Below are 22393 nucleotides of genomic sequence, written 5' to 3'. Positions count from 1 at the left end.
ATGACTGCCATCCAAACTGAAACCTCTGTTACCCCTGCCGAAGAAACCACCGTGGAACACGTCCTTACCCTGGACTGCCCTGAAGGTCCCGGAATTGTCCACGCTGTGTCCGGCTTCCTGCTGGAGCATGGCTGCGACATCATCGACAACAAACAGTTCGGTGACCGCGCCGAGGGCCACTTCTTCATGCGGGTGCACTTCGCTTCCTCCGGTGACGAATCAACCGTGGACACGCTGCGGGCTGCGTTTTCCCCTGTGGGCGAGAAGTACAACATGAACTGGCAGCTGGAACGCCAGGGGTCCAAGCGTCGCGTGTTGATCATGGTCTCGAAGTTCGGGCACTGCCTCAATGACCTGCTGTTCCGTGCGCGGATCGGTGAGCTGCCGATCGATGTGGTGGGCGTCGTGTCCAACCACACGGACCACCAGGGCTTGGCTGAGTGGCACGGGATTCCCTTCTTCCACGTCCCTGTCACCGCCGCTACCAAACCTGCGGCGGAAGCGCGTTTGCTGGACATCATCGACGAGCTGGACGTGGAACTCGTTGTGCTGGCCCGGTACATGCAGGTGCTCAGCGACGATCTCGCCCGCAAGCTCGACGGGCGGGCCATCAACATCCACCACTCGTTCCTGCCGAGCTTCAAGGGAGCCAAGCCGTACCACCAGGCCTACGCCCGCGGAGTGAAGACCGTGGGCGCCACCGCCCACTACGTAAACGGCGAGCTGGACGAGGGCCCGATCATCTCCCAGCAGGTGGTTGAGGTGGATCACACGTTCGGACCGGACGATCTCGTAGCCGCCGGTCGGGACACGGAGTGCAAGGCCCTCAGCAACGCCGTTCGTTGGCACTGCGAAGGGCGGATCATCCTGAATGGGAACAGGACGATTGTGCTGAAGTAAGGCCTTGCGCGCCCCATTTCGATGGTCCGCTACGCATTGGACGTATTAAATCGTCGTGTGCGCAGCGGGCCGTCGTTTTGGCGTTTAAGGGTTCTGCAGCCGAGCCAGCCGCGCCGCCAGATGCAGGGCCGCGAGCCGTCCCGTTCCCCGCGGATCTCCCCCGCACAGCTCGAAGATCCGCTGCAGCCTATGGTGCATGGACTGCCGTTCCAGGTGCAGTTCGCGTGCGGCCTGGGCTGTGTTGCAGCCGGTGTCCAGCCAGACGGTCAGCGTCCGGAGGAGCTCGGATCGCCGCAGTTGGTCATGCTCGACGACGGCCCCCAGATGCCGCTGAACGAACCCTTCGCGGGTGGCCGGGTCAAGATGTTCCTCGGCGAGACGTTCCACGGCGAAAGCTTCAGCATCCACCACGCCACCTTCCGCCAAATCCAGGTCCAAGGTCCGGCGCGCCTCGGCCAGCGACCACGGGGCCTCATCGATCCCCTTGCCCACCGGGCCAAGCGCTATCGCTGAACCGGCCGGCGTCTCCAATACCCTGAGCGCGTCCATCAAGGCAGCCCGGGTCGCAGCGCCATCGCCAACGGACGCGAGTGCGATCAGCTCCGCGTTATCTGCATAGCTGGCGCTGTGCGGCACGTTCGCACGCAGCAATGCATCCAAGGCCGAGCGGAGATGCCCGGCACCCGTGGAGCGGATCACCAGCGCAGCAACAGGGCCATTGGCGGGAAAACCCGACGCCGGCCCGAGCTGCTGGAGCTGCCACGATTGGCTCCCGGAATTGATGGCCCGCATCAGTTCGATGCCCGCCAATTCCTTCAATCCCGGCGGCATCCGCTGCAACAGGGCCAGGCCAAGAATGTCCACGGACCGCTCTCCCGCCACGCGCGCGAGGCCGCTGTCGCCGTCGTCGGGCACTCGCAGCTCCAAGCGGGCGGCGAGGACGCCACGCACAGGCACATCAACTGTGATGAGCCCGCGGTCCTCCACCGGCGGCGCTGAGCCTGGTGCGGAACCTGCCGCGGAACCTGCTGCCGAACCTGCTGCCGAACCCAGGGTAAGGCCCGACGGCGATACCAACCGCGCGCTGGCACCCGTCCTTTCCGCCAGGACAGCCAGAAGTTGGTCAAGTCCGCCGCCATGGGCGAGTTCGGCGGCCATCGCGTGGCTGGTTTGGTCGCCGCGTTGAAGCTGTTCGACGGACTCGCTGACCAGGAGTGAGTTGATCTCCTGCATGACGGCGACGAACGGTACAACGTGACGCAATTCAATAATGGGAAGGCCTGCGGCTTCGGCGGCTTCCAACATAGGACCCGGAACCTCTGGCAGTGTCGGTCCGGTTTCCAGGGCCAGTGCGGCTATTCCGCGGGCTGCCAGCTCGCGGACGTATTCGGCTTGCCGCCCGGCGCTCTCAAGGGCAAGCGCCTGGCCGCCGCTGAGGAGCAGCTCGCCGCCGCTGAGGAGCGGAGCGATGTCCAAAACCTCGCTGGAGTGCACCCATCGGACGGGGCGGGTCAGGGCGTCTGCCACTGAATTAAGCAGGCGTGGCGCAGCGGCTTTGAGGCTTTCACGTTCCAAAGCCTGACCCAGAAGGATAGGCATGACACTCCGTATGGTCGAATGCAGTTTCTTTAGACACATCGTATCTTGTTGCTGTGATCTGTGGCACATACGCTGAAAGAGTCCCTTTCACACACGGAGGCTCCCCCTCATGCAAGACAACCTCTCCCCTGCCTCACCCCAGCCAGGCTCATCGCAGTCAGTTCCGGCAACGGCGCCGGCCCATGACAGCGAAGCCTGGCTGCAGCCCATCCCCGAGTCAGACCGCACGCGCAAGGTCTCGGGCCAGTTCTGGATCTGGGCCGGCGCCAACCTTGCCCCTATCAACTGGGTGCTGGGCGCACTCGGAATCCACCTCGGCCTCGGCTTCGCCGACACTGTGTTTGTGCTCGTCCTGGGCAACCTCATCGGCATGCTGCTGTTCGGCTGCTTCGTCCTCCTCGGCCAAAAGACCGGTGCCACCGGCATGGTCCTTGCCCGGGCCGCGTTCGGCCGTCGCGGCAACTATCTCCCCGCCGCCATCCAGGCTCTCCTGGTCATCGGCTGGTGCGCGGTCAATACATGGATCATCCTGGACCTGGTCATGGCGCTCTTCGGAACGCTGGGCTGGGTGGACCCCACTGAAAAGAACTACGCCTGGAAGATCGGCGTGGCCACCGTCATTATGGCCGCCCAGGTTGCCATCGCCTGGTTCGGTTACAAGGCGATCGCCGCCTTTGAAAAGTGGACTGTTCCGCCCACCATCATCATCCTGGCCGTCATGTCCGCCGTGGCATGGTTCGGCATGAAGATCGACTGGGGTTACGCAGGTCCGGCCGGCAACATTCTTGAAGGATCCGAGCGGATCGCGGCGATGAGTGCGGTCATGACTGCCATCGGCATCGGCTGGGGCATCACCTGGTTCACCTACGCCGCGGACTACTCACGCTTTGTCAGCACCTCGGTTCCCAAGCGCAAGGTGTACCTGGCCTCGGTCCTTGGCCAGTTCATTCCCGTGGTCTGGCTCGGTGTCCTCGGCGCGAGCCTTGCCACAAACAGCGGCGAGATCGACCCCGGCAAGCTGATCGTCCAGAACTTCGGAGTCCTTGCCCTTCCCGTCCTCCTCATGGTGTTGCATGGCCCCATCGCCACTAACATCTTGAACATCTATACCTTCTCCGTGGCCACGCAGGCCCTGGACATCAACATCAATCGTCGCAAGCTCAACCTGTTCGTGGGCGTCTTCTCGCTCCTCGCCGTGGTGTTCTTCATCTTCCAGGAGGACTTCGCCTCTGTACTGGACGCCTGGCTGATCGGCCTCGTGGCGTGGGTAGCAGCCTGGGGCGGCGTCATGTTGGTGCACTATTTCTGGCTGGAGAAGCGTTGGCCGGGCAAGGTGGAACGGCTCTTCGACGGCGTCGGCACACGCCGCCTCCCCGTGATCAACTGGGCCGGCATCGTCTCCCTGATGGTTGGCATCTTCTGCACCTGGCTGTTCATGTACGGGCTGATACCCGTAATGCAAGGCCCCATCGCCGTGGCACTTGGTGGCTGGGATCTCTCGTGGCTGGCCGGCGGACTTACCAGCGCAGCAGCCTACGCAATCCTCGGCCCGCGGGCGCACCGGAAATACGTCCTCGCGGACGAAAACCACGTCTCCGCCAGTGCGTCGGCCGCATCAGCTACTCCCGTCGTTCCCGAAAGGACCACAGCATGAGCCAGCCCGCCTTCGCGGACTCCCTGCACCCGATCACCTGGCCAGAGGGCTTCAAGGCCGCCGCGTCCTTCACCTTCGACGTCGATGCCGAGTCCTGCACCATCGCCCACGATCCGTCCAGCACCCGGCGCATGTCACTCATGAGCCACCAGTCCTATGGCCCAAAAATCGCAGTCCCGCGGCTCCTTCAGATCCTGGATCGCCAGGGCATCAAGGGAACGTTCTTCATCCCCGGCTTCACGGCGGAGAGCTACCCGGACGTGGTGCGCAGGATCGCTGATGGCGGGCACGAAATCGCCCACCACGGTTACCTGCACGAGCCCATGCAGGGAATCGACGCCGCAACCGAAGCCAGTTACCTGGACCGCGGTTTGGAAGCTCTCGCCAACGTCGCCGGTGTTCGGCCCGTGGGCTACCGGGCTCCGTGGTGGGAGTTGAACTGGCAGTCTCCCGCGCTGCTCGCCGACCGCGGCTTCCTGTACGACTCAAGCCTTCTCGACGGCGATGCCCCCTACCGCATGTCAATGGCCGAGGATGATCCCCGGGACATCGTGGAGATCCCCGTCGACTGGGCACTGGACGATTGGGAGCAGTACGCGTTCTACCCCGGCATCACGGGCAGCGGGGTCATCGAAAGCCCGGCCAAAGCCTTGGAGATGTGGACTCTTGAGGCCCAGGCGCACCACGCCCAGGGCAGCTGCTTCGTCCTGACCAACCACCCGTTCATCTCCGGCAGGCCGTCCAGGGCTGTCGCGTTGGAGCAGCTGATCGAACGGGTCAAGGGCCTCGAAGGTATGTGGGTCACCACGCTTGCTGAGATCGCACAGCACACGAAGGATACGGTTCAGGAAATCCACACCCACGCCCGGATCGACGTCCCTTTGTTCCCAGGAGCCGGTGCTTCATTCCGTCCGGCCCAGGTGCGGGTACCCAGCCTCCGCTAGTTCCCGCCCAGATGGCAAAAGATGACAATCCCACGGCCTGGGATTGTCATCTTTTGCCATCTCGGTGAACTAGGACAGCCACACCCCGATGACCCATGTGCTCGCGGCGGCACATGCGAGGCCGAACTCCACGAGAATCCCGATGCCGGTGGCCTTGAGCGCGGCGCCGCTTGAGCGGACGGCCGTACGGAAGTCACGGGTCCGCTGGACCTCGCTCAGCAAAAGCCCGACGGCGAACCCCACCAGGAGCCCGATCACTGGAATCACGAACATCCCCACGACGCCAAGGACTATCCCAATCAACACAGACCTGTTGGGAATCCCATGCTGTTTCAGCTTTCGCCCTGTGAGCACGGCACTGGCGGCCATCCCTGCCACCACGAACACCATGCCGATGGCGAAGATCACCCAGCCGAGCGTTCCTGCGCCACCCCAAATGGCCCACGCGAGCAGGCTCGCCCCAATGAGGATGCTTCCCGGGAGGACAGGGATGATGGTTCCGGCCACACCCACGGCAATGGCCAGGCCGCAGAGGATGGTCACAACGAGTTCGGCGTTCATGGCCCCAGTCTAGGTGTGGCCCCTCCCCCACAACGTGCAACGCGAGGTCACTTACGGCCCATCCGACGGGGCAACATGGGCCGTATGTGACCCCGCGTTGCTCCTTAACAAACCGACGACGGCGACGCTCCCGGTCTGGGAGGCGTCGCCGTCGTCGGTTTTTAGTTGGTTACCGCTACTCGGTCACGGCTGCGGCAACTGCCGCGGTGACAGCGGGTGCTACACGGGCGTCCAGAGGGCTCGGCACGATGTAGTCAGCGGAGAGGTCTTCCTCGGCCAGCTCTGCGATGGCGCGTGCAGCGGCGATCTTCATTGCCGGCGTGATGCGGCGGGCCTTGGCGTCGAGCGCGCCGCGGAAGATGCCGGGGAAGGCCAGCACATTGTTGATCTGGTTCGGGAAGTCGCTGCGGCCGGTGGCGACAACTGCCGCGTACTTCTGGGCAACCTCGGGGAGTACTTCGGGGTCCGGGTTGGACAGCGCGAACACGATCGACTGATCGTTCATCAACTTCAGGTGCTCTTCGTCCAGCTTGGAAGAGGAGACGCCTACAAAAACGTCGGCGCCGGTCAGCCCCTCGCCGGGACCACCTGTGACGCCGCGGGGGTTGGTCCGCTGAGCCATACGGGCCTTGACGCTGCCGGGATCAGCCACGAGGTCGGCACGGTCAGCGTTGACCACACCCTTGGAGTCGAGCAGGATGACGTCCTCGATGCCAACAGCAAGAAGAATCTCGGCGATGGCAATGCCGGCGGCACCTGCGCCCGAGACAACTACTTTGAGGCCGGAGAGTTCGCGCTTGGTCACCTTGGCAGCGTTGGTCAGGGCCGCGAGAACCACGACGGCGGTGCCGTGCTGGTCATCGTGCATGACGGGGCAGTCGAGTGCTTCGATGAGGCGCTCTTCGAGTTCGAAGCAACGCGGCGCGGAGATGTCCTCGAGGTTCACTGCACCGAAGCTCGGGCGGAGGCGGACCAGGGTCTCGATGATCTCGTCCACGTTGGTGGTGTTGAGAACCAGCGGGATGGAGTCGAGGTCGCCGAAGGACTTGAAGAGGGCAGACTTTCCTTCCATGACCGGGAGGGAAGCGCTGGGGCCGATGTTGCCCAGGCCCAGTACGGCGGTGCCGTCGCTGACGACAACAACCAGGCGCTCAGCCCAGGTGTGGGTGCGGGCAAGCTCGGGGTTGGCATGGATTGCGCGGCTAACCTGGGCGACGCCCGGGGTGTACGCGATGGAAAGGTCACGCTTGTTGTTCAGGGGAACGGTGCTGGAAATCGTCAGCTTGCCGCCCTCGTGTGCTGCGAAGATCTCTTCTTCGCTCAATACCAGGGCGTCGTTGTCAGTAGCGATTGTCTCAATGGACACGTCTTTGTCTCCTCAGGCTAGCCGTGGACCCACGGCATGGTTCGGGCAGGAACAGAACTGCTGGTTCGGACCAAGGGTGGCTGGCCCGGAAGGTGCATCTGCAGGTTGGGCTGCTAGCCGCTTCGGTCTTTCCAGCGTAGGGAAGCCCGGAGGGTACAAGATTCAATACCAAGAGAGACGATTCGAGAGTAAAACGTTTATGCAGATCTAAAAGTGACTCAGCTCACGCGAAAAAACGCATTCTCAGGGGCTAGTGGTCTAGACCGGAAGAGCTATGTGTCATTCCCCCGTCATGAGGCTGCACGCCTTCTTGAGGTCCTTTTCGGCTTCAAAGAGCGACAAGCGACGACACCGGACGGCTTGGACCAGACCACTGACCAGATGCAACAGAATCCTGGCCTTCGGTGCGTCATTTCCGGGCTCTTTGCTCAACGAACCCACAACTTCTTCGGACAAGAGGTCAATCTCGCGCAGCAGCTGGGCGGTGTCGCTGTCTTTGCCGGCAGGCCGGATGAGGCAGTGCTCCACGCCGGGCTGCATAACCCTCAGGTGGAAGATCTCCATCATCAAACCTGACAGTGCATGGCCCTTGCCTTTCCTCTGGCGCACGCCGTCGCGAAGCTCGCGCAACTGCTGCCGGTAGACGGCCAACATTAGGTGCGCCGTAGAGGGAAAGTAACGGTAGAGGGTGCCCAGCGGAACGTCCGCTTTCGCGGCAACGTCCGACAAACTCAAGGTGTCGAATTGACGTTGCGCAAAGCCGGAGGCTGTCTTCAGGATGCGGGCATAGCGCAAAAGCTGCCGCGGAGTGGTAGGTGCGGCAGCCATACGGGGCAACCCCGTCGTCAGGTCAAGGGAGTACGGTTCCAGGGAAAACGGTTCGGGCATTTCCGGCGATCTCTTGGCAGGCTGGCAAGGAAACGGCCGGCTCAGGTCACAGGACCCGCGGCAGGCCGATCGCACCAATGATACGTGAGCAAAATGACCGTTTCCTGAGAGCGCCTGCTTGCAACGCGTCCATGCCGTTCCCCGGATTCCCCCCGCTGCGCCCCTAAACTGCAGGAAGCTCAGGTAAACCCAACTAGGTAGCAGTAGAGCGCGTTTTGGACGCTCAAAACGCGCTTAAATGCGACCCAGTTGGGTCCACGCACGGGAGGAAGACCACTATGGGGAATTTTCGACGCCGGATGGCAGCAGCGCTGCTGGCCGCCGCTTTGGCGGCCGTGGCACTTGGCCCCCTGCCGGCGTCGGCGGCCAGCAACGGGCCGGACCCCATAGTCAATGGTGAAGCGTTTGTCGGCAAGACGCTAACAGCCGAAATCGGCCCGTACACCTTCTATGGCTGCGGCGGCGGCAAGGGCCCCGACTTCACTGTCTATTGGACAAGGGACGGCTTCCTGGTGGCGGGCGAAACCGGGCGCAGCTACCTCCTGCAGCAGGATGACACGGGCGCACGCATGGCTGTGCACCTGACCGCCAGCAAGACTGCCTGCGGGGGCGAAACCCTTCACAGCGACGAGACCGGACCCGTCGCTGCGCCCAACCGGGCCAATGGTTTCACGGGCCGCAGCTTCGAACTCCTGGCGCGCGGAAGTGACGGCTCTTTGATGTTGTACGGGCGGACAGGCGCCGCTTGGGACGCCGCCCGCACCGTGGGCTGGGGGTGGAACGTCTTCAACCTTGTCCTTTCCCCCGGCGACTTCAACGGTGATGGCAAGGGTGACGTGATCGCACGCGATTCGGCGGGGACTCTGTATCTCTACGCCGGCGACGGAACCGGTGGATGGAAGCCGGCCCAGACCATCGGCAAAGGCTGGAACATTTTCGACTCAATCGTCAGCCCTGGCGACTTCAACGGGGACGGCAACAACGACATCCTGGCCAGGGAACCCGGCGGCGCCCTCTATTTGTACCCCGGCAATGGTTCCGGAGGCTGGCTGGCGAGGACCGCCGTCGGGCAGGGCTGGCAGGTGATGGACGCCTTGCTGACGCCTGGCGATTTCAACGGCGACGGCAAGGTGGACGTGCTTGCCCGTGACCGCAGCGGCTACCTGTATTTCTACGGCGGCAACGGGGCGGGCGGTTGGACGCGGTCGTGGCTCATCGGTGTCGGCTGGAATGCCCTCAAAGCTGCGGGTGCCGCGGGTGACTTCGACAAGGATGGCTTCCAGGACGTTTACGGCGTGGACCAACAGGGCCGGCTGGTGATCTATTACAGCGATGGCCGGACCGGGTGGCGTACATCCCAGTCCGTGGGCAACGGATGGGGCGGTTTCACAGCAATCTTCTAGCTGAGTCCCAGCCGCGGTAAGATTAGCCGCATAAGTCTGGGGAGGACACAATGAACGCTCTATCATGCCGTGTATCAGGCGTGCGCCGAGCGGTAGCCGGAATTGCGGCTGCGCTTATTGCCGCCGTCGCTTTCGCCCCGGCACCTGCCATGGCAACCATGGACCCCGCAGATCCCGTGGTTCACGGTGCGCCGTTTGTTGGCTCAACGCTCACACTGGAGATCGATCCCGACTCTTACCGTGGCTGCGGCGCCGCGGCAGGCCCTGACTACCAGATTTACTGGACCCGCGACGGTGTTCGAGCGGGGGACCACTGGGAGTGGTGGAACTACAAGCTCGGCGAAGAAGACCGCGGCAAGACCATCGCCGCCCATGTCGCAGCCAGCCAAAACGGGTGTGAACCGCAGGAAGTCTCCAGCCAGGAAACAGCGCCCATCTCAGCATCCAACAGGGCCAACGGCTTCACCGGTCGGGGCGCCTATGAGATGCTGGCCCGCCGCACGGATGGCACCCTCATGCTGTATCCCCGGATTGGCGGCGCCTGGGAAGCCCCCCGGACCGTTGGTTCCGGCTGGAACGGGTTCAGCACGGTCCTCTCCCCCGGCGACTTCAACGGTGACGGCACCAACGACATCCTTGCGAAGGACTCCTCCGGAAGGCTCTTCCTCTACGCAGGTACTGGGGACGGCGGCTTCCTTGCCGGACGCCAAGTGGGCAGCGGATGGAACAGCTTTACGTCGATCGTCTCCCCCGGCGACTTCAACGGCGACGGCAACAACGACATCCTCGCCCGTGATTCCGGCGGACTGCTTTATCTCTACCCCGGCAACGGCAGCGGCGGCTGGCTGAACCGTTCATTGGCCGGCAGTGGTTGGAACGTGGTCAACCAGATCATCACGCCGGGCGACTTCGACGGCGACTACAACGTGGACATCCTGGCGAGGGACTCCGCCGGCAGCCTGCGCCTGTACAAGGGCAACGGCAGCGGCGGCTGGGCAGGCATGGCCGTGATCGGTCAAGGTTGGAACGGCATGGCAGCCATTGGCGCCGCCGGCGACATCGACGGCAACGGCAATGTGGACGTCTATGCAGTGGACGGATCCGGCCAGCTGCTGGCGTACTACGGCGACGGCGACGGCGGCTGGAACGGCGCCCAAACCATCGGCTGGGGCTGGGGCGGTTTTAACGCCTTGTTCTAGGGGGTTGGGGGAGACCATGACGACTTTTTCTTCCGTGCGCCCAGCGCCTTTTGTGCACTCGGTACGGTCGGGTTTTCACATCCTTCTAGCCATCCTCCTCTGCTCTGCGCTGGCAATTGCAGTCCCGCCGCCCCGCGCTACAGCTGCGGGAACAATCGTCCCGCTTCCCACCGTGGTTACCCGGACGTCGGCGGCAACGGCGGGTCCCGGAAGCATTGTCTCCTTGTCCTTCACACTGAGCGGTCCCGCGAAGGAAGTAGGTTTCACCTACGTCAATGAGGACACCCTGGAGCAGGCCACCCTCTACGGACCTGCCAGCCAGCTGTCCGGGCCCTACAGCGCGCAAGCCAAACTGCCGGTGGACGGGAGCGCCTTCCAGCGAACCGGGCGCTACAAACTCCTCAGCGTCAACATCATGCTCCCCTTGGGCCAGGGCATAGTCCGCTACGGGCGCGATGGCAACATCATCTTCCTTTCGCAAGGACTGGAAGCACCAACGCAGCGGCCAGGGGCCTTGGACGGCGTCGACTTCGCCGTCAACAATCCCGGCTTCCCACTGGTGGACAATCCAAATATCAAGCCACCAACCATCACAGGCGTGGCACGCTACGACCAAGTGCTGACCACGGACAACGGCTCCTGGGCCCAACCGCCCACCGGCTTCGCCTACCAATGGCTGCGCAACGGCCAGCCGATCCCTGGAGCCACGCTCAGCAATTACCGCATCGCAGAAGCAGACCTGGACCAGACCCTGTCAGTGCGGGTCACGGCCACAAGGGCAGGCTTCCGGGCTGTGTCGGCATCCTCGCTCCCACTGACACCCACGTCACCCATCACAGCTACCGCTCCCACACTCCAAGGCAAGCTGATCATCGGAGAGAAGCTCACCGGCGTCTTCAACGAGGGCAGCGTCTCCGGCGGGACACTCGGCGGCCCCGTCATCGTCAGGTACGAATGGGTGCGCAACGGTACCGCGATCAGCGGTGCCACGTCGAAGACTTACACCCTTCAGGCAGCGGACCGTGGCGCCGTCGTCGGCTTCCGGGCAGTAGTCCAAGCGGGCAATCCAGTGACGGCCACGCGTCCGTTTACGGTTTTCGGCCGCTCCGTAGTTCGAAACAAACCGCACACAACAGGTTTCGACGCCGGGGCCTCCATTGACCTGTTCGCGCGCGATGCTGCGGCGAACCTGCTCCTGTACCCCACCGACGGCGCGGCCCGCTGGCAAGCTCCGCGGACCATCGGCTTTGGTTGGGACGTGTTCGACACCGCCTTCAACGCGGGCGACTTTAACGGAGACGGCTTCAATGACGTCATCGCAAAGGACCACGATGGATCGCTGTTCCTATACCCGGGCAACGGGACCGGCGGCTGGCTTCCGCGCAAGCAGATCGGCTGGGGATGGGACGTCTTCGATTCGATCATCGCCGCAGGCGACTTCTCGGGCGATGGCAACAACGATGTCCTTGCCCGCACGCCTTTGGGCGCCCTGGTGCTCTACCCCGGCAACGGGACAGGCGGCTTCAAATCCCCTGGCGCCGTAGGCCAAGGGTGGGACGCCCTCAGCGAGGTCTTCTCGCCCGGCGACTTCGACGGTGACGGCAACCCTGATGTCCTGGGCCGTGACAGCGCAGGAAACCTACGGCTCTACGGTGGCAACGGCAACGGCGGATGGACCACTGCCCGGTCCATCGGCACAGGCTGGAACGTCATGTCACGCATTGGTGGGGCCGGAGATTTCAACGGAGACGGCTTCAACGACGTTTGGGCCATCGACGCCGGCGGCCAACTGAACATGTACTACGGCAGCGGCATCGGTGGATGGAAAGGCGCGGGAGTCGTTGGCTGGGGCTGGGGCGGGTTCACGGCGGTTTTCTAAGCCGATTTTGGTTGCGTTTTGAGTTTGACTTGTCTTTCGCGTGAATTTTTGCCAGCAAATTCCCAGACTTTCTGTGTCGCCATGTACTCTCAAGTCACTTACACCCGCCGGCCATCTGCGACCGGCCTAATTTGGGGGAACCATGGGGAGCACTCCTCTGCGCCGCGTGCGCAGCTTGCTGGCCGCATTTATGGGCAGCGTTATTTTGGTCGGCGGGCTGGGTCTGGCACCCGCAGCACATGCTGATGACACCTTCGCGCCGGTACCTGTGGCGGTATCCACGACGCCAGACGCGATCGGCGCTGGAGGGCAGGCAACATCGCGCGTTACCTTCCAGGCATCCGGTCCGATTACCGACGTCTACGTCCTGTTCCGGAATACAGCAACGGGTAAACTCCACACGACGATGACGCAGGGCTCGTACAGTTCCGCTGATTCGACGTACTCGTTCGACGTCTTCTTTGCACAGGGGACCCCGCCGGGAACCTACCTTGCCCAGTACATGCAGATTCAAACCGCAGCCGGCCAGGAAGTAGGTTACTGGCGCGACGGTTCCTTGATCCACAATCCCGGCAACCTCCCCGCCTCCGGAACCGCGGCTGTGGCCTTGGACGCCTTGGACTTCAACTACGTGACTCCCGTAGACATCGATCGTCCCCACACGTCCGGCTTCTACCGTGCCGAATATTGGGATTCGTACACGATGAGCCTGTTCGTCCGGGACTCCTGGGGGCGACTCGGCCTGTTCCCGACCGGCGGAAACGGCACCTGGCAGCAGGCATATGAAGTCGGCTCGGGGTGGAACATCTTCAACACGATGTTCGCTGCCGGCGACTTCAACAACGACGGCGAGAATGACGTCATTGCCCGCGACAGTTCCGGTTCGCTCTTCCTCTACCCAGCTGGCTGGCATGGTGGTTGGTACCCGCGACAGCAGATCGGTTGGGGCTGGGGGATCTTCAGCACCATCTTCGCGGCAGGCGACTTTAGTGGAGACGGCAACAACGACCTCCTTGCCCGCAAGTCTTCCGGTGAGCTCGTGCTGTACCCGGGCAACGGCCACGGCGGCTTCCTGGCTGCCTCGACAGTCGGCTGGGGATGGGGCGGCATGACTTCGGTGTTCTCCCCTGGTGATTTCGACGGCGACCACCAGCCTGATGTCCTGGCCCGTGACGGCGCGGGAAACCTCGTGTTCTACGGTGGCAATGGCCACAGCGGCTGGACTGGCAGCCGCGTGATCGGCCAGGGCTGGAACGCTATCACCAAGCTCGGCGGTGCCGGCGATTTCGACGGCGACGGCGCCAACGATGTCTGGGGCATCGACACCTCCGGCCAGATGCGCATGTACTACGGCAACGGCTCAGGCGGGTGGAAGGGCTCCGCTGTAGTTGGGTGGGGCTGGGGCGGCTTCAACGCTGTTTTCTAGAGTCCGGCGTCAGGCCGTTAGGCGGGGGCCTCGTCCGAATCGATTAGGACGAGGCCCCCGCCAAGTTCATTGTTAATGATCCGGGTTGGCCAGCAGGCCAGCCTTCTTTTTGGAGGAATCCCTTGCATACCAGCACTCCTTTGCCCCCCACCGCGCGCAGGCGCCAGCGTTGGCTTTCGGTCCTGGCCGCATCCGTTGTGACAGGTCTGCTCGTAGCTCCGGCACTCCCGGCGCAGGCCGTCGCACCTGCAATTGCCGCACCAACCCGCTACGTCTACATCAACGGAACACCCCAACTGGGCGGCGATCCAACAGTCGGCGGCTTGCTGAAGTTGGACATCTCGCGGACCTTTGCCCACGTGTCACCTGACGGCGGTTCTCCTTCCGTTTCATTCTCTTGGACGAGAGACGGAGCTGTAATCCCCGGTGCAACGAGTACCACCTACCGCGCAACCGCCGCTGACCTTGGACGGGTGATAGCCGCATACGTCACCATCATCTACGACGCCGACTCCCAGCTCACGGTGCAGGCACGCAATCCGCTGAGGGTAGCAGCCGCCGCCCGTGCCCGCGGATTCAATGGCGACGGAACACTGGATATCTTTGCCCGCGACGCCTCCGGAAGGCTCCTGCTGTACCCCACGGACGGGCGGGGCAACTGGCAAGCGCCACAGGTAATCGGCTGGGGTTGGAACAACTTCAACCTTCTGGTGTCTCCCGGTGACTTTGATGGCGATGGCACGGTAGACGTTCTGGCTCGCGATAATTCCGGCCGCTTGTTCCTTTACCAGGGCAACGGCTCCGGCGGGTGGAAGCAAGCCTTACAGGTCGGCCAGGGGTGGCAGGGCTTTGCTGATCTGATCGCCCCCGGAGACTTCAACGGTGATGGCACTAATGACATACTCGCCAAGGACACAGCAGGCAACATCTTCCTGTATCCCGGCAATGGGCGCGGGGGTTGGCTACAACCACGCAAAATCGGCCAGGGGTGGGAGGGCTACTACGCCGTTGGTGCTGGACACTTTCTCGGAACATCAGATCTCGTGGTTCTGACCCGTCCCTTCTGGGGAAATCTTGAAGTGCGCACGACAAACCGAAACGGATGGTTTGAGGAATACGGCCTGCCTGGTGGATTCGCCGGTTCCATCGGCTGGGGCTGGGAGACCGTTGCTCGTTTTGGGGTCGCAGGCGACTTCAACGGAGACGGTGATTCCGACGTTTACGGAATTGATAACAGTGGCCGGCTCACGATGTATCTCGGAGACACAACCGGACTCGCGGGTTCCGGCATCTCCGGCTACCGATGGAAAGGCTCGCCGGTCGTCGGCTGGGGCTGGGGCGGCTTCACGGCCGTCTTCTAGGCCTCTAGGCTTACGCCACGCTCTTGATCTTGATCACGAACACAGCACCCAGCAGACCGATGACCGCGGCGGCTACATACAGCGAGACGTAGCCGCCCAAATACGTGACGAACGGGAATGCGATAAGCGGGGCGATGACTTGCGGGAGCGAGTTTGCCACGTTGATCACGCCCAGGTCCCTGCCACGGTCCAGTGCCGTCGGCAGGACCTGGGTGATCAGTGCGAAGTCCACGGCAAGATAGGCTCCAAAGCCGAGGCCCAGGACCAGTGCCCCCGTGATGGCACCGGCCCACGTCGGCGCAAAACCGAGAATCAAGGACGCCACGGCGATGATCACGGACGACGCGATCACCAAAGGCTTCCGTTTGCCCATCCGGTCGCTCAAAGCTCCGCCGATCACGCTGGTGATAATCACCATGACCGCATACAGGCCTGTCAGGATTAGCACTCCGATCGCGGGTTCGATGCCCTCGGTTTCTTTCACATGCACGGCATCGCTGAGGAAGAACAGGAGATAGAGGGTGACCATGTGGTTGCCAATGTTTACCAACAGTCGCGTCAGCCAAGCCCAGGCGAAATCGGGATAGCGTGCTGGCGAAACCCAAAAGCCCTGGAAAAACCGCGCAAGGCTGAACGGTGGGCGGGCCTGGGCTGGAAGCGGCTGGTCGTCATTCTTGAAAAGATAAAGCACGACGCCGGCAAGCAGCGCCGCTGCACACACCAGGTACCCGGCAGCAAAGTTTCCCGCTACGACGGCGGCAATCACCGCGCCGGCCAGGATGCCAACTGTCTGTCCCATCGCTGCCAAACCACCGACCGTGCCACGTTGCGGCACTGGAACGCGGTCTGGAATCGCAGCTGTAATGGCAGCGTAAGCACCGTTGCATCCGGCCTGCACCAAGCACCACAGCACCGTCATGACCGCGACGTTCGGCGCTCCCGCCAGTCCTACGAGTGCTACAGCGCCCAGGATTGCTCCTACGAGGACCCACGGAACGCGACGTCCGAAGCGGGAGACAGTCCGGTCGCTGAACGCCCCGAACAAGGGGTTGGCAACCAACGAGACGGCGGCGCCGCAACCCGTTACCAGCGCCAGGATCGCTTCCTTTTGTTCCTCATCGAAGTGAGCCGCCTGCTGGCCCAACAGCACCTGGATGGGGCCGAAGAACGCCGCATTGATGCCCACGTTGATGAGCACGACGCCAGTAATCCACAGTGCGCGGACACGGTCCACTGGTTCGGCGAGGGCAGTGGCCGTGCCGCCCCGGACTATGGCAGGATCCGGCACAGGACCGGGCAGGTCGGACAGGCTCATGGCAGGTTCCCCCTAGTTTCAACGTCTGGATTCAGATTAGCGCGGGTGGAGGGCATGGAACCTAAGTTCATGTCAGTTATCCACATAGCCCTCGACGGTCCGTGCCGCTTACCTGGCGCACGCGTTAGTGTGGCCTCAAACGTAGTGAGGAGAAGGACATGAACGAGCAGATTAATACAGCTGATCTCTATGACGATCGGGGCGAGGAATTGGAATCGGTTGCTGTCCAGTTCCAGAACCTCGGCGGTCACACGCACTTCAGTGGACAGGTACGTACTATCAGGTGCTTCGAGGACAACGCCCTGGTGAAGACAGTCCTTGGGACGCCCGGCGAAGGAGCCGTTCTGGTGGTTGATGGTCAGGGATCATTGAGGACTGCCCTCATGGGGGACATGATCGCTGAAAGCGCGGTGGCCAATGGTTGGGCCGGCGTCATTATTAACGGAGCCATCAGGGATCGGGAAGCACTCGCCCGCCTCCCGCTGGGCATCAAGGCGCTGGGCAGCAACCCGAAGAAGAGCGCAAAGACGGGTGTCGGTGAGGTTGATATCCAGCTGGTGATCGACCGCGTGAGAATCCAACCCGGAGTAATGATCTACAGCGACCCGGATGGCATTCTCGTGGAACGCTAACCCCTGGGACTGGCCGACTTACGAAGGTTGTTCAAGAAACATTCTTCTTCCGGGAATCAAACAGGCATTAGGATAGTTACTGAAAGCAACTATCCTGCTTAAAATCCACTTTTCTGCCACCTCTGGAGAAGATATGTCCAAATCTGCGCCCGTCCGGGCCGCCGGCGAGGTCCTGACGCATCGTCAGACGCTCACCGTCATGGTGGGACTCATGCTCGGCATGTTCCTGTCCTCACTGGACCAGACCATTGTGTCCACGTCCATCTACACCATCGCCAATGACCTCGACGGCTTGTCACTCCAGGCATGGGCAACTACCGCCTACCTCATCACTTCTACTGTGAGTACGCCGCTCTACGGCAAGCTCAGTGACATCTTCGGGCGCCGTCCGCTGTACCTGGCAGCCATCCTGATCTTCCTGGCCGGATCCCTCTATGCCGGGTCCGTCCATTCCATGACGGAGCTTGCCATCGCCCGTGGCGTGCAGGGCCTGGGCGCAGGTGGCCTTTTGGCGCTGGCACTGACAATCATCGGCGACATCGTTGCTCTGAAGGACCGGGCCAAATACCAGGGCTACTTCATGTCCGTATTCGGTATCTCCTCCGTCCTCGGTCCTGTCATCGGCGGCGCTTTCGCGGGAACATCGACCATCCTGGGCTTCGACGGCTGGCGCTGGGTATTCTTCATCAACCTTCCCATTGGCCTTGCGGCACTCACTGTGGTGTTCATGTTCCTTCACCTGCCTGCACGGCACGTGAAGCAGAAGATCGACTATTGGGGCGCGGCAGCCATCACCCTGGCAATCGTTCCGCTCCTTCTTGTAGCCGAGCAGGGGCGGTCCTGGGGTTGGGCATCGGGCGCATCCTGGCTGTGTTATGGCCTTGGCGTCGTCGGCATCGTGGCGTTCCTGTTCGCAGAGATGCGGGCCGGGGACTACGCTTTGATCCCCTTGCGTCTCTTTAAGAACGCAACCTTCGGTTTGTCATCCCTGCTGAACTTCATCATCGGTATCGGCATGTTCGGTGCTATCGCCATGCTGCCCATGTACCTGCAGCTGGTGAAGGGCCTGACCCCCACCGAAGCGGGCCTCATGATGATCACGTTCACCGTGGGCATCCTGTTCGGTTCCATCAGCGCCGGCCGCACCATCTCGTCGTCGGGCGTTTACAGAATCTTCCCCATCCTCGGTACGGCAATCCTGACTGGCGCAGCCGCTGTGATGGGTCTGGTGCTCGGCGTGGACACTGGCCTTTGGGTTCCCGGACTCATCGCCGTGTTCTTCGGCGTCGGCTTGGGCTTCTGCATGCAGCCGCTGACACTTGCCATGCAGGTATCGGTGCCGCCCAAGGACATGGGCGTCGGAACCTCTACTGCGGCGTTCTTCCGTTCCATGGGTGGGGCTGTGGGCACGGCCGTGTTCATCTCCATGCTGTTCAGCCTGGCAGCGGACAAGATCGCCGATGGCATGAAGACCGCAGCTTCCAGCCCGGACTACCAAGCGGTCATGAAGGATCCGGCCGTGGCCGCAGATCCCGCAAATGCCAAACTCTTCGATTTCTTCAAGAATGGCGCCACCAACGATTCCCTGAACGACACAAGTTGGCTGCACGCGGCCAACAGCACCCTCACCCGGCCAATAACCGAGGGCTTCGCACAGGCAATTGACACTGTGATGCTCACAGCAGCTGGCCTGATGCTGATCGCGTTCCTCATCAGCTTCGCGTTGCCCAACAAGAAGCTCATGGACCCGAAGGCAGCAGCCAAGGAATCCGTCCCGGCGCACTAAGCGGTATGTGCTCCTTCACGACAAGAACGGCAGGCAGTCCGAGGATTGCCTGCCGTTCTTGTTTTGAAGCCATTGTCGTTCGGTGTCAGTGCATTTCAGGGCTTGAGATCAGTACGAGTCCTGGACAAGGCGTTGCGCCTGCTCAAGGTCATCGCGCAAGTCGCGGTCCTGAACGTCGGATGGCAAGGTGAAGCCTGCCTCCATCATGGCTCGCAGCCTGGGGCTGCTGAATGCGCCCGGACGCCTGCCTTGCGCGCGGAGCGCACGTGACGCACAAAGAAGCTCGACGCCGGCGACGGTCGCCAATGCGTGCGCAGTGGACTCCAACTGCGCCGCACCAAGAGTTGCGAAGCTCGCGTCTTCCTCAGCGCCCAAGGACAAGTTGACGGTTTGCAGGCTTACGGGCTGGGCGTTGGCGCGAATACGGCCTACCGCTGCAGCGGCGACGTACTCCAGCATCATGACTCCGGACTGGCCTGCATCGTTGCCTGCCAGGAATCGGTGGAGGCCGGTGAAAGTGGGATCGCAGAGACGGGTGATCCTGCCCAACGTCGTAGTACACGCCGCCCCAAGGGCCACCTGCAGGGCATCGATGCGCCGGGCCAGTGTGGACATATGGAACAGGCCGTGATGCGACACGCCGTTGGTGCCATCTTCCACTGAGCCAAAGACCATAGGGTTCTCGTGGCCCGCTACGGACAAGCGCTCCAAAGTGATCCTCATCGATTCGAGTTCTTCCATGACCGCCCCCAGAGAGTGCGGCAACATGCGCAAGCAGTACGGATCCTGAATCCTTGCAGGCTTGCCGGATCCAGCCACCAATTCCTGCAGGGTCGCAGCGACATCAGCCATGGCGTCCGATTCAGTGGCCTTTGCGACTTCGGTGCCGAACGCTTCCGGGTTGCCGGACATGGCCGTGAACGACAGAGCACTGATGGTGGTCAGGTTCTCCATCATCGTGACCAGCTTCTGGTGAGCCAGGATCGCCTGCCCGATGGTGAGGGCGCTGGAACTGATGAACGGAAGCGCGTCTTCAGTAGGCCAGGAATCCAACGCCTTCGGCACCGGCGTGCCATCCATCGTGGGACGCTCACCCAGGAGTGTTAACGCGGTTCCTGCCAGAGCCGGCAGGTCTGCTGTGCCAATACCGCCAAATTCCCGCACTTCGGGCAGGGTATCCGCGTTCAGCATCTGCACAACGGCCTCGACCAGGTCCGGGTTGATTCCAGATGCCCCAGCCGCCAGCTGGGACGCTCTGACCACCAGCATGGCCCTCACCGTTTCGCGGTCAAGGGCTCGTCCGGCATCCACCGCATGGCTCCGAAGCAAGTTGAGTCCGTGTTGGTCGGCGGACGCATCCGATGTATCCAGGGTTACGGAACGGTTAGCCCCCACACCAGTGGAGCGCCCATAAACCGGACGTGTCTGTGCCGTTGCCCGGGCTGAGCGCTGCGAGGCGGCCATGCGTTGGATCGCCGACTGCGCAAGAACCACCTTCTCGCCGCCAGCGGCAATTGCCACGATCTCGGCAAGCCCAAGGCGTCGTCCGTCGATCTCGACCATGGAATGATCCCTTCGTGAATTCGGTCCACCAACCAGGTAGCAGCTGATGCCGTTTTCAGCCCTCAAAACGACATCTGCTGCTACCTAGTTGGGGATGGTGGGCTTACTTGCTTTCTGGGGTCACGCCACTGGAACCGAGGGTAACGGTCAGGGGTTCGTGGGTAGTCAGAGTCACTTTGTTGCCTACTTTTCGTTCATGGGGATGCGGACGCCGCGTTCGTTGGCGACTTCGACGGCGCGGTCGTAGCCGGCGTCGACGTGGCGGATCACGCCCATGCCGGGGTCGTTGGTCAGGAGCCGCTCGAGCTTCTCCGCGGCCAGGTCCGTGCCGTCAGCGACGGAAACCTGCCCGGCGTGCAGGGACCGGCCGATACCCACCCCGCCACCGTGGTGAATCGAAACCCAGGTAGCACCCGAAGAGGTATTGATCAGCGCGTTCAGCAACGGCCAGTCAGCAATCGCGTCGGACCCGTCGGCCATGGACTCGGTCTCCCGGTACGGGGACGCCACCGAACCGGAGTCCAGGTGGTCACGACCGATCACAATCGGGGCCTTGACCTTGCCCTCGGCCACCAACTGGTTGAACAGCAGACCGGCCTTGGCCCGTTCGCCGTACCCGAGCCAGCAAATACGCGCCGGCAAGCCCTCGAACTCCACCCGCTCCTGGGCCGCATCGATCCACTTGTGCAGGTGCTTGTTCTCCGGGAACAACTCCTTGATCGCCTCGTCCGTGACCCTAATGTCTTCCGGGTCCCCGGACAGCGCGACCCAGCGGAACGGGCCCAGGCCCTCGCAGAACAACGGACGGATGTACGCCGGGACGAAACCCGGGAACTCAAACGCCCGCTCGTAGCCGCCCTTGCGTGCCTCATCACGGATCGAGTTGCCGTAATCAAACACCTCCGCCCCGGCGTCCTGGAACTCCACCATCGCCTGCACCTGCCGGGCCATCGAGGCCTGGGCCTTCTTCGTGAACCCTTCCGGATCAGCCTCAGCCTCGGTGTGCCACTCCGCCACGGTGATACCCTCCGGCAGGTACGACAACGGGTCATGCGCGGATGTCTGGTCGGTGACCACATCGAAGGTCACGTCCCCGGCCTTGTGGCGGCGGAGCAGTTCCGGGAACACCTCAGCGGCGTTGCCCACATACCCCACCGACCAGCCACGGCGCTCGGCCTTCGCGGCCTGGACCTTCGCGATCGCCGCGTCCAGATCCGTTTCAACCTCGTCCAGGTACCGCTTGCCCGCCCGGCGACGCAAACGGGTCTCGTCCACATCCACGATCAGGCACGCACCATCATTCAACGTCACCGCCAGCGGCTGCGCACCACCCATCCCGCCACACCCACCAGTCAGGGTCAGCGTCCCGGCCAGGGGACCCTCGGACGAGCCCTCCGCGGCGGGTGCCGGGTGGCGTCCCTCCGCCTTGAGTTTGTTGCCCACCGCGGCGAACGTCTCATACGTGCCCTGCAGGATGCCCTGCGTGCCGATGTAAATCCAGGACCCGGCAGTCATCTGCCCGTACATCATCAAACCCTCAGCCTCCAGGCGGCGGAACTCCGGCCACGTCGCCCAGTCCCCCACCAGGTTCGAGTTCGCCAGCAACACCCGCGGAGCCCACTCATGGGTACGGAACACACCCACCGGCTTGCCCGACTGCACCAGCAGGGTCTCGTCCTTCTCCATCGTTTCCAGGGTGCGGGTGATCGCATCAAACGCAGCCCAGGAACGCACCGCACGGCCCGTACCCCCGTACACCACCAAATCATCCGGACGCTCAGCAACCTCCGGATCCAGGTTATTCATCAACATGCGCAACGGCGCCTCGGTCTGCCACGACTTGGCAGTAAGCTCAGTACCCCGCGCGGCCTTAACCGGACGGGCACCAGAAGTGAAATCGGCAGTCATTCTTTACTC

17 protein-coding genes are annotated in these 22393 nt (G+C 62.7%); 10 read left to right on the top strand and 7 right to left on the bottom strand.

Features of this window, described 5'->3' with window-relative positions:
- Entirely contained in the window at positions 1 to 900 is a 900-nt protein-coding gene (purU, locus tag AC6I97_RS04235; protein ID WP_224165651.1) for a formyltetrahydrofolate deformylase, read from the top strand.
- 84 nt (positions 901 to 984) lie between these two features.
- Here purU and AC6I97_RS04230 read toward each other — a convergent pair whose 3' ends face one another.
- Positions 985 to 2499 (bottom strand): PucR family transcriptional regulator, encoded by a 1515-nt coding sequence (locus AC6I97_RS04230; RefSeq protein ID WP_497944162.1) that lies wholly within the window; start codon positions 2497 to 2499, stop codon positions 985 to 987.
- Between the two features lie 109 nt (positions 2500 to 2608).
- On the opposite strand from AC6I97_RS04230, the gene AC6I97_RS04225 reads away from it, so the two are divergent.
- Both AC6I97_RS04225 and AC6I97_RS04220 read left to right on the top strand, forming a co-directional pair.
- Complete coding sequence (locus tag AC6I97_RS04225) at positions 2609 to 4153, top strand: purine-cytosine permease family protein (RefSeq protein ID WP_497944161.1); 1545 nt, start codon at positions 2609 to 2611, stop codon at positions 4151 to 4153.
- Entirely contained in the window at positions 4150 to 5097 is a 948-nt protein-coding gene (locus AC6I97_RS04220) for a polysaccharide deacetylase family protein (RefSeq protein WP_497944160.1), read from the top strand. The genes AC6I97_RS04225 and AC6I97_RS04220 overlap by 4 nt, the downstream gene beginning before the upstream one ends.
- 69 nt (positions 5098 to 5166) lie before the next feature.
- Here the strand turns inward: AC6I97_RS04220 and AC6I97_RS04215 are convergent, their stop codons facing one another.
- From AC6I97_RS04215 to AC6I97_RS04205, 3 genes are all read right to left on the bottom strand, one after another.
- The gene (locus tag AC6I97_RS04215; RefSeq protein ID WP_224093416.1) at positions 5167 to 5658 is read right to left on the bottom strand and encodes a DUF456 domain-containing protein; all 492 of its coding nucleotides are present in this window, start codon (positions 5656 to 5658) and stop codon (positions 5167 to 5169) included.
- Between the two features lie 175 nt (positions 5659 to 5833).
- Positions 5834 to 7024 carry an NAD(P)-dependent malic enzyme gene (locus AC6I97_RS04210; RefSeq protein ID WP_224165655.1) on the bottom strand — a complete coding sequence of 397 codons (1191 nt, stop codon included), beginning with the start codon at positions 7022 to 7024 and terminating at the stop codon, positions 5834 to 5836.
- A 279-nt stretch (positions 7025 to 7303) separates the two neighbouring features.
- On the bottom strand, positions 7304 to 7912 hold the full coding sequence (locus AC6I97_RS04205; protein ID WP_224165656.1) for a TetR/AcrR family transcriptional regulator: 609 nt from the start codon (positions 7910 to 7912) through the stop codon (positions 7304 to 7306).
- A gap of 278 nt (positions 7913 to 8190) precedes the next feature.
- Between AC6I97_RS04205 and AC6I97_RS04200 the strand changes: the two genes are divergently transcribed.
- The 5 genes from AC6I97_RS04200 (at position 8191) to AC6I97_RS04180 (ending at position 15180) form a co-directional block, all read left to right on the top strand.
- Positions 8191 to 9315: an FG-GAP repeat domain-containing protein gene (locus AC6I97_RS04200; protein ID WP_497944159.1), complete on the top strand. Its 1125-nt coding sequence runs from the start codon at positions 8191 to 8193 to the stop codon at positions 9313 to 9315.
- Positions 9316 to 9365: 50 nt separating this feature from the next.
- Positions 9366 to 10514, top strand: coding sequence for an FG-GAP repeat domain-containing protein (locus AC6I97_RS04195; RefSeq protein ID WP_497944158.1), 1149 nt, complete (start codon positions 9366 to 9368; stop codon positions 10512 to 10514).
- A 16-nt stretch (positions 10515 to 10530) separates the two neighbouring features.
- Entirely contained in the window at positions 10531 to 12393 is a 1863-nt protein-coding gene (locus AC6I97_RS04190; RefSeq protein WP_497944157.1) for an FG-GAP-like repeat-containing protein, read from the top strand.
- Between the two features lie 142 nt (positions 12394 to 12535).
- Complete coding sequence (locus tag AC6I97_RS04185) at positions 12536 to 13819, top strand: FG-GAP repeat domain-containing protein (protein WP_497944156.1); 1284 nt, start codon at positions 12536 to 12538, stop codon at positions 13817 to 13819.
- Positions 13820 to 13941: 122 nt separating this feature from the next.
- The gene (locus AC6I97_RS04180) at positions 13942 to 15180 is read left to right on the top strand and encodes an FG-GAP repeat domain-containing protein (RefSeq protein ID WP_497944155.1); all 1239 of its coding nucleotides are present in this window, start codon (positions 13942 to 13944) and stop codon (positions 15178 to 15180) included.
- A 10-nt stretch (positions 15181 to 15190) separates the two neighbouring features.
- Here the strand turns inward: AC6I97_RS04180 and AC6I97_RS04175 are convergent, their stop codons facing one another.
- Positions 15191 to 16495, bottom strand: coding sequence for an MFS transporter (locus AC6I97_RS04175; RefSeq protein WP_497944154.1), 1305 nt, complete (start codon positions 16493 to 16495; stop codon positions 15191 to 15193).
- A 158-nt stretch (positions 16496 to 16653) separates the two neighbouring features.
- On the opposite strand from AC6I97_RS04175, the gene rraA reads away from it, so the two are divergent.
- Together rraA and AC6I97_RS04165 are read left to right on the top strand one after the other, a co-directional pair.
- Positions 16654 to 17127, top strand: a complete 474-nt coding sequence (gene rraA / locus AC6I97_RS04170) for a ribonuclease E activity regulator RraA (RefSeq protein WP_497944153.1) — start codon at positions 16654 to 16656, stop codon at positions 17125 to 17127.
- Positions 17128 to 17260: 133 nt separating this feature from the next.
- Entirely contained in the window at positions 17261 to 18913 is a 1653-nt protein-coding gene (locus AC6I97_RS04165; RefSeq protein WP_224165667.1) for an MDR family MFS transporter, read from the top strand.
- Between the two features lie 108 nt (positions 18914 to 19021).
- Here AC6I97_RS04165 and AC6I97_RS04160 read toward each other — a convergent pair whose 3' ends face one another.
- Complete coding sequence (locus tag AC6I97_RS04160) at positions 19022 to 20476, bottom strand: aromatic amino acid ammonia-lyase (protein WP_497944152.1); 1455 nt, start codon at positions 20474 to 20476, stop codon at positions 19022 to 19024.
- A 183-nt stretch (positions 20477 to 20659) separates the two neighbouring features.
- The gene (gene hutU / locus AC6I97_RS04155) at positions 20660 to 22384 is read right to left on the bottom strand and encodes a urocanate hydratase (protein ID WP_497944151.1); all 1725 of its coding nucleotides are present in this window, start codon (positions 22382 to 22384) and stop codon (positions 20660 to 20662) included.
- Between the last annotated feature and the right edge of the window lie 9 nt (positions 22385 to 22393).

The organism is Arthrobacter sp. TmtSoilC48, from assembly GCF_059739425.1.
This window is presented reverse-complemented; position numbering and strand designations above follow the sequence as displayed.

Coding starts and splice junctions, on each gene's coding strand:
- AC6I97_RS04160 (WP_497944152.1), bottom strand. CDS start 20,476: ATGGTCGAGATCGACGGACGACGCCTTGGGCTTGCCGAGATCGTGGCA.
- purU (WP_224165651.1), top strand. CDS start 1: ATGACTGCCATCCAAACTGAAACCTCTGTTACCCCTGCCGAAGAAACC.
- AC6I97_RS04220 (WP_497944160.1), top strand. CDS start 4,150: ATGAGCCAGCCCGCCTTCGCGGACTCCCTGCACCCGATCACCTGGCCA.
- rraA (WP_497944153.1), top strand. CDS start 16,654: ATGAACGAGCAGATTAATACAGCTGATCTCTATGACGATCGGGGCGAG.
- AC6I97_RS04165 (WP_224165667.1), top strand. CDS start 17,261: ATGTCCAAATCTGCGCCCGTCCGGGCCGCCGGCGAGGTCCTGACGCAT.
- AC6I97_RS04215 (WP_224093416.1), bottom strand. CDS start 5,658: ATGAACGCCGAACTCGTTGTGACCATCCTCTGCGGCCTGGCCATTGCC.
- AC6I97_RS04225 (WP_497944161.1), top strand. CDS start 2,609: ATGCAAGACAACCTCTCCCCTGCCTCACCCCAGCCAGGCTCATCGCAG.
- AC6I97_RS04195 (WP_497944158.1), top strand. CDS start 9,366: ATGAACGCTCTATCATGCCGTGTATCAGGCGTGCGCCGAGCGGTAGCC.
- AC6I97_RS04205 (WP_224165656.1), bottom strand. CDS start 7,912: ATGCCCGAACCGTTTTCCCTGGAACCGTACTCCCTTGACCTGACGACG.
- AC6I97_RS04200 (WP_497944159.1), top strand. CDS start 8,191: ATGGGGAATTTTCGACGCCGGATGGCAGCAGCGCTGCTGGCCGCCGCT.
- hutU (WP_497944151.1), bottom strand. CDS start 22,384: ATGACTGCCGATTTCACTTCTGGTGCCCGTCCGGTTAAGGCCGCGCGG.
- AC6I97_RS04175 (WP_497944154.1), bottom strand. CDS start 16,495: ATGAGCCTGTCCGACCTGCCCGGTCCTGTGCCGGATCCTGCCATAGTC.
- AC6I97_RS04190 (WP_497944157.1), top strand. CDS start 10,531: ATGACGACTTTTTCTTCCGTGCGCCCAGCGCCTTTTGTGCACTCGGTA.
- AC6I97_RS04230 (WP_497944162.1), bottom strand. CDS start 2,499: ATGCCTATCCTTCTGGGTCAGGCTTTGGAACGTGAAAGCCTCAAAGCC.
- AC6I97_RS04185 (WP_497944156.1), top strand. CDS start 12,536: ATGGGGAGCACTCCTCTGCGCCGCGTGCGCAGCTTGCTGGCCGCATTT.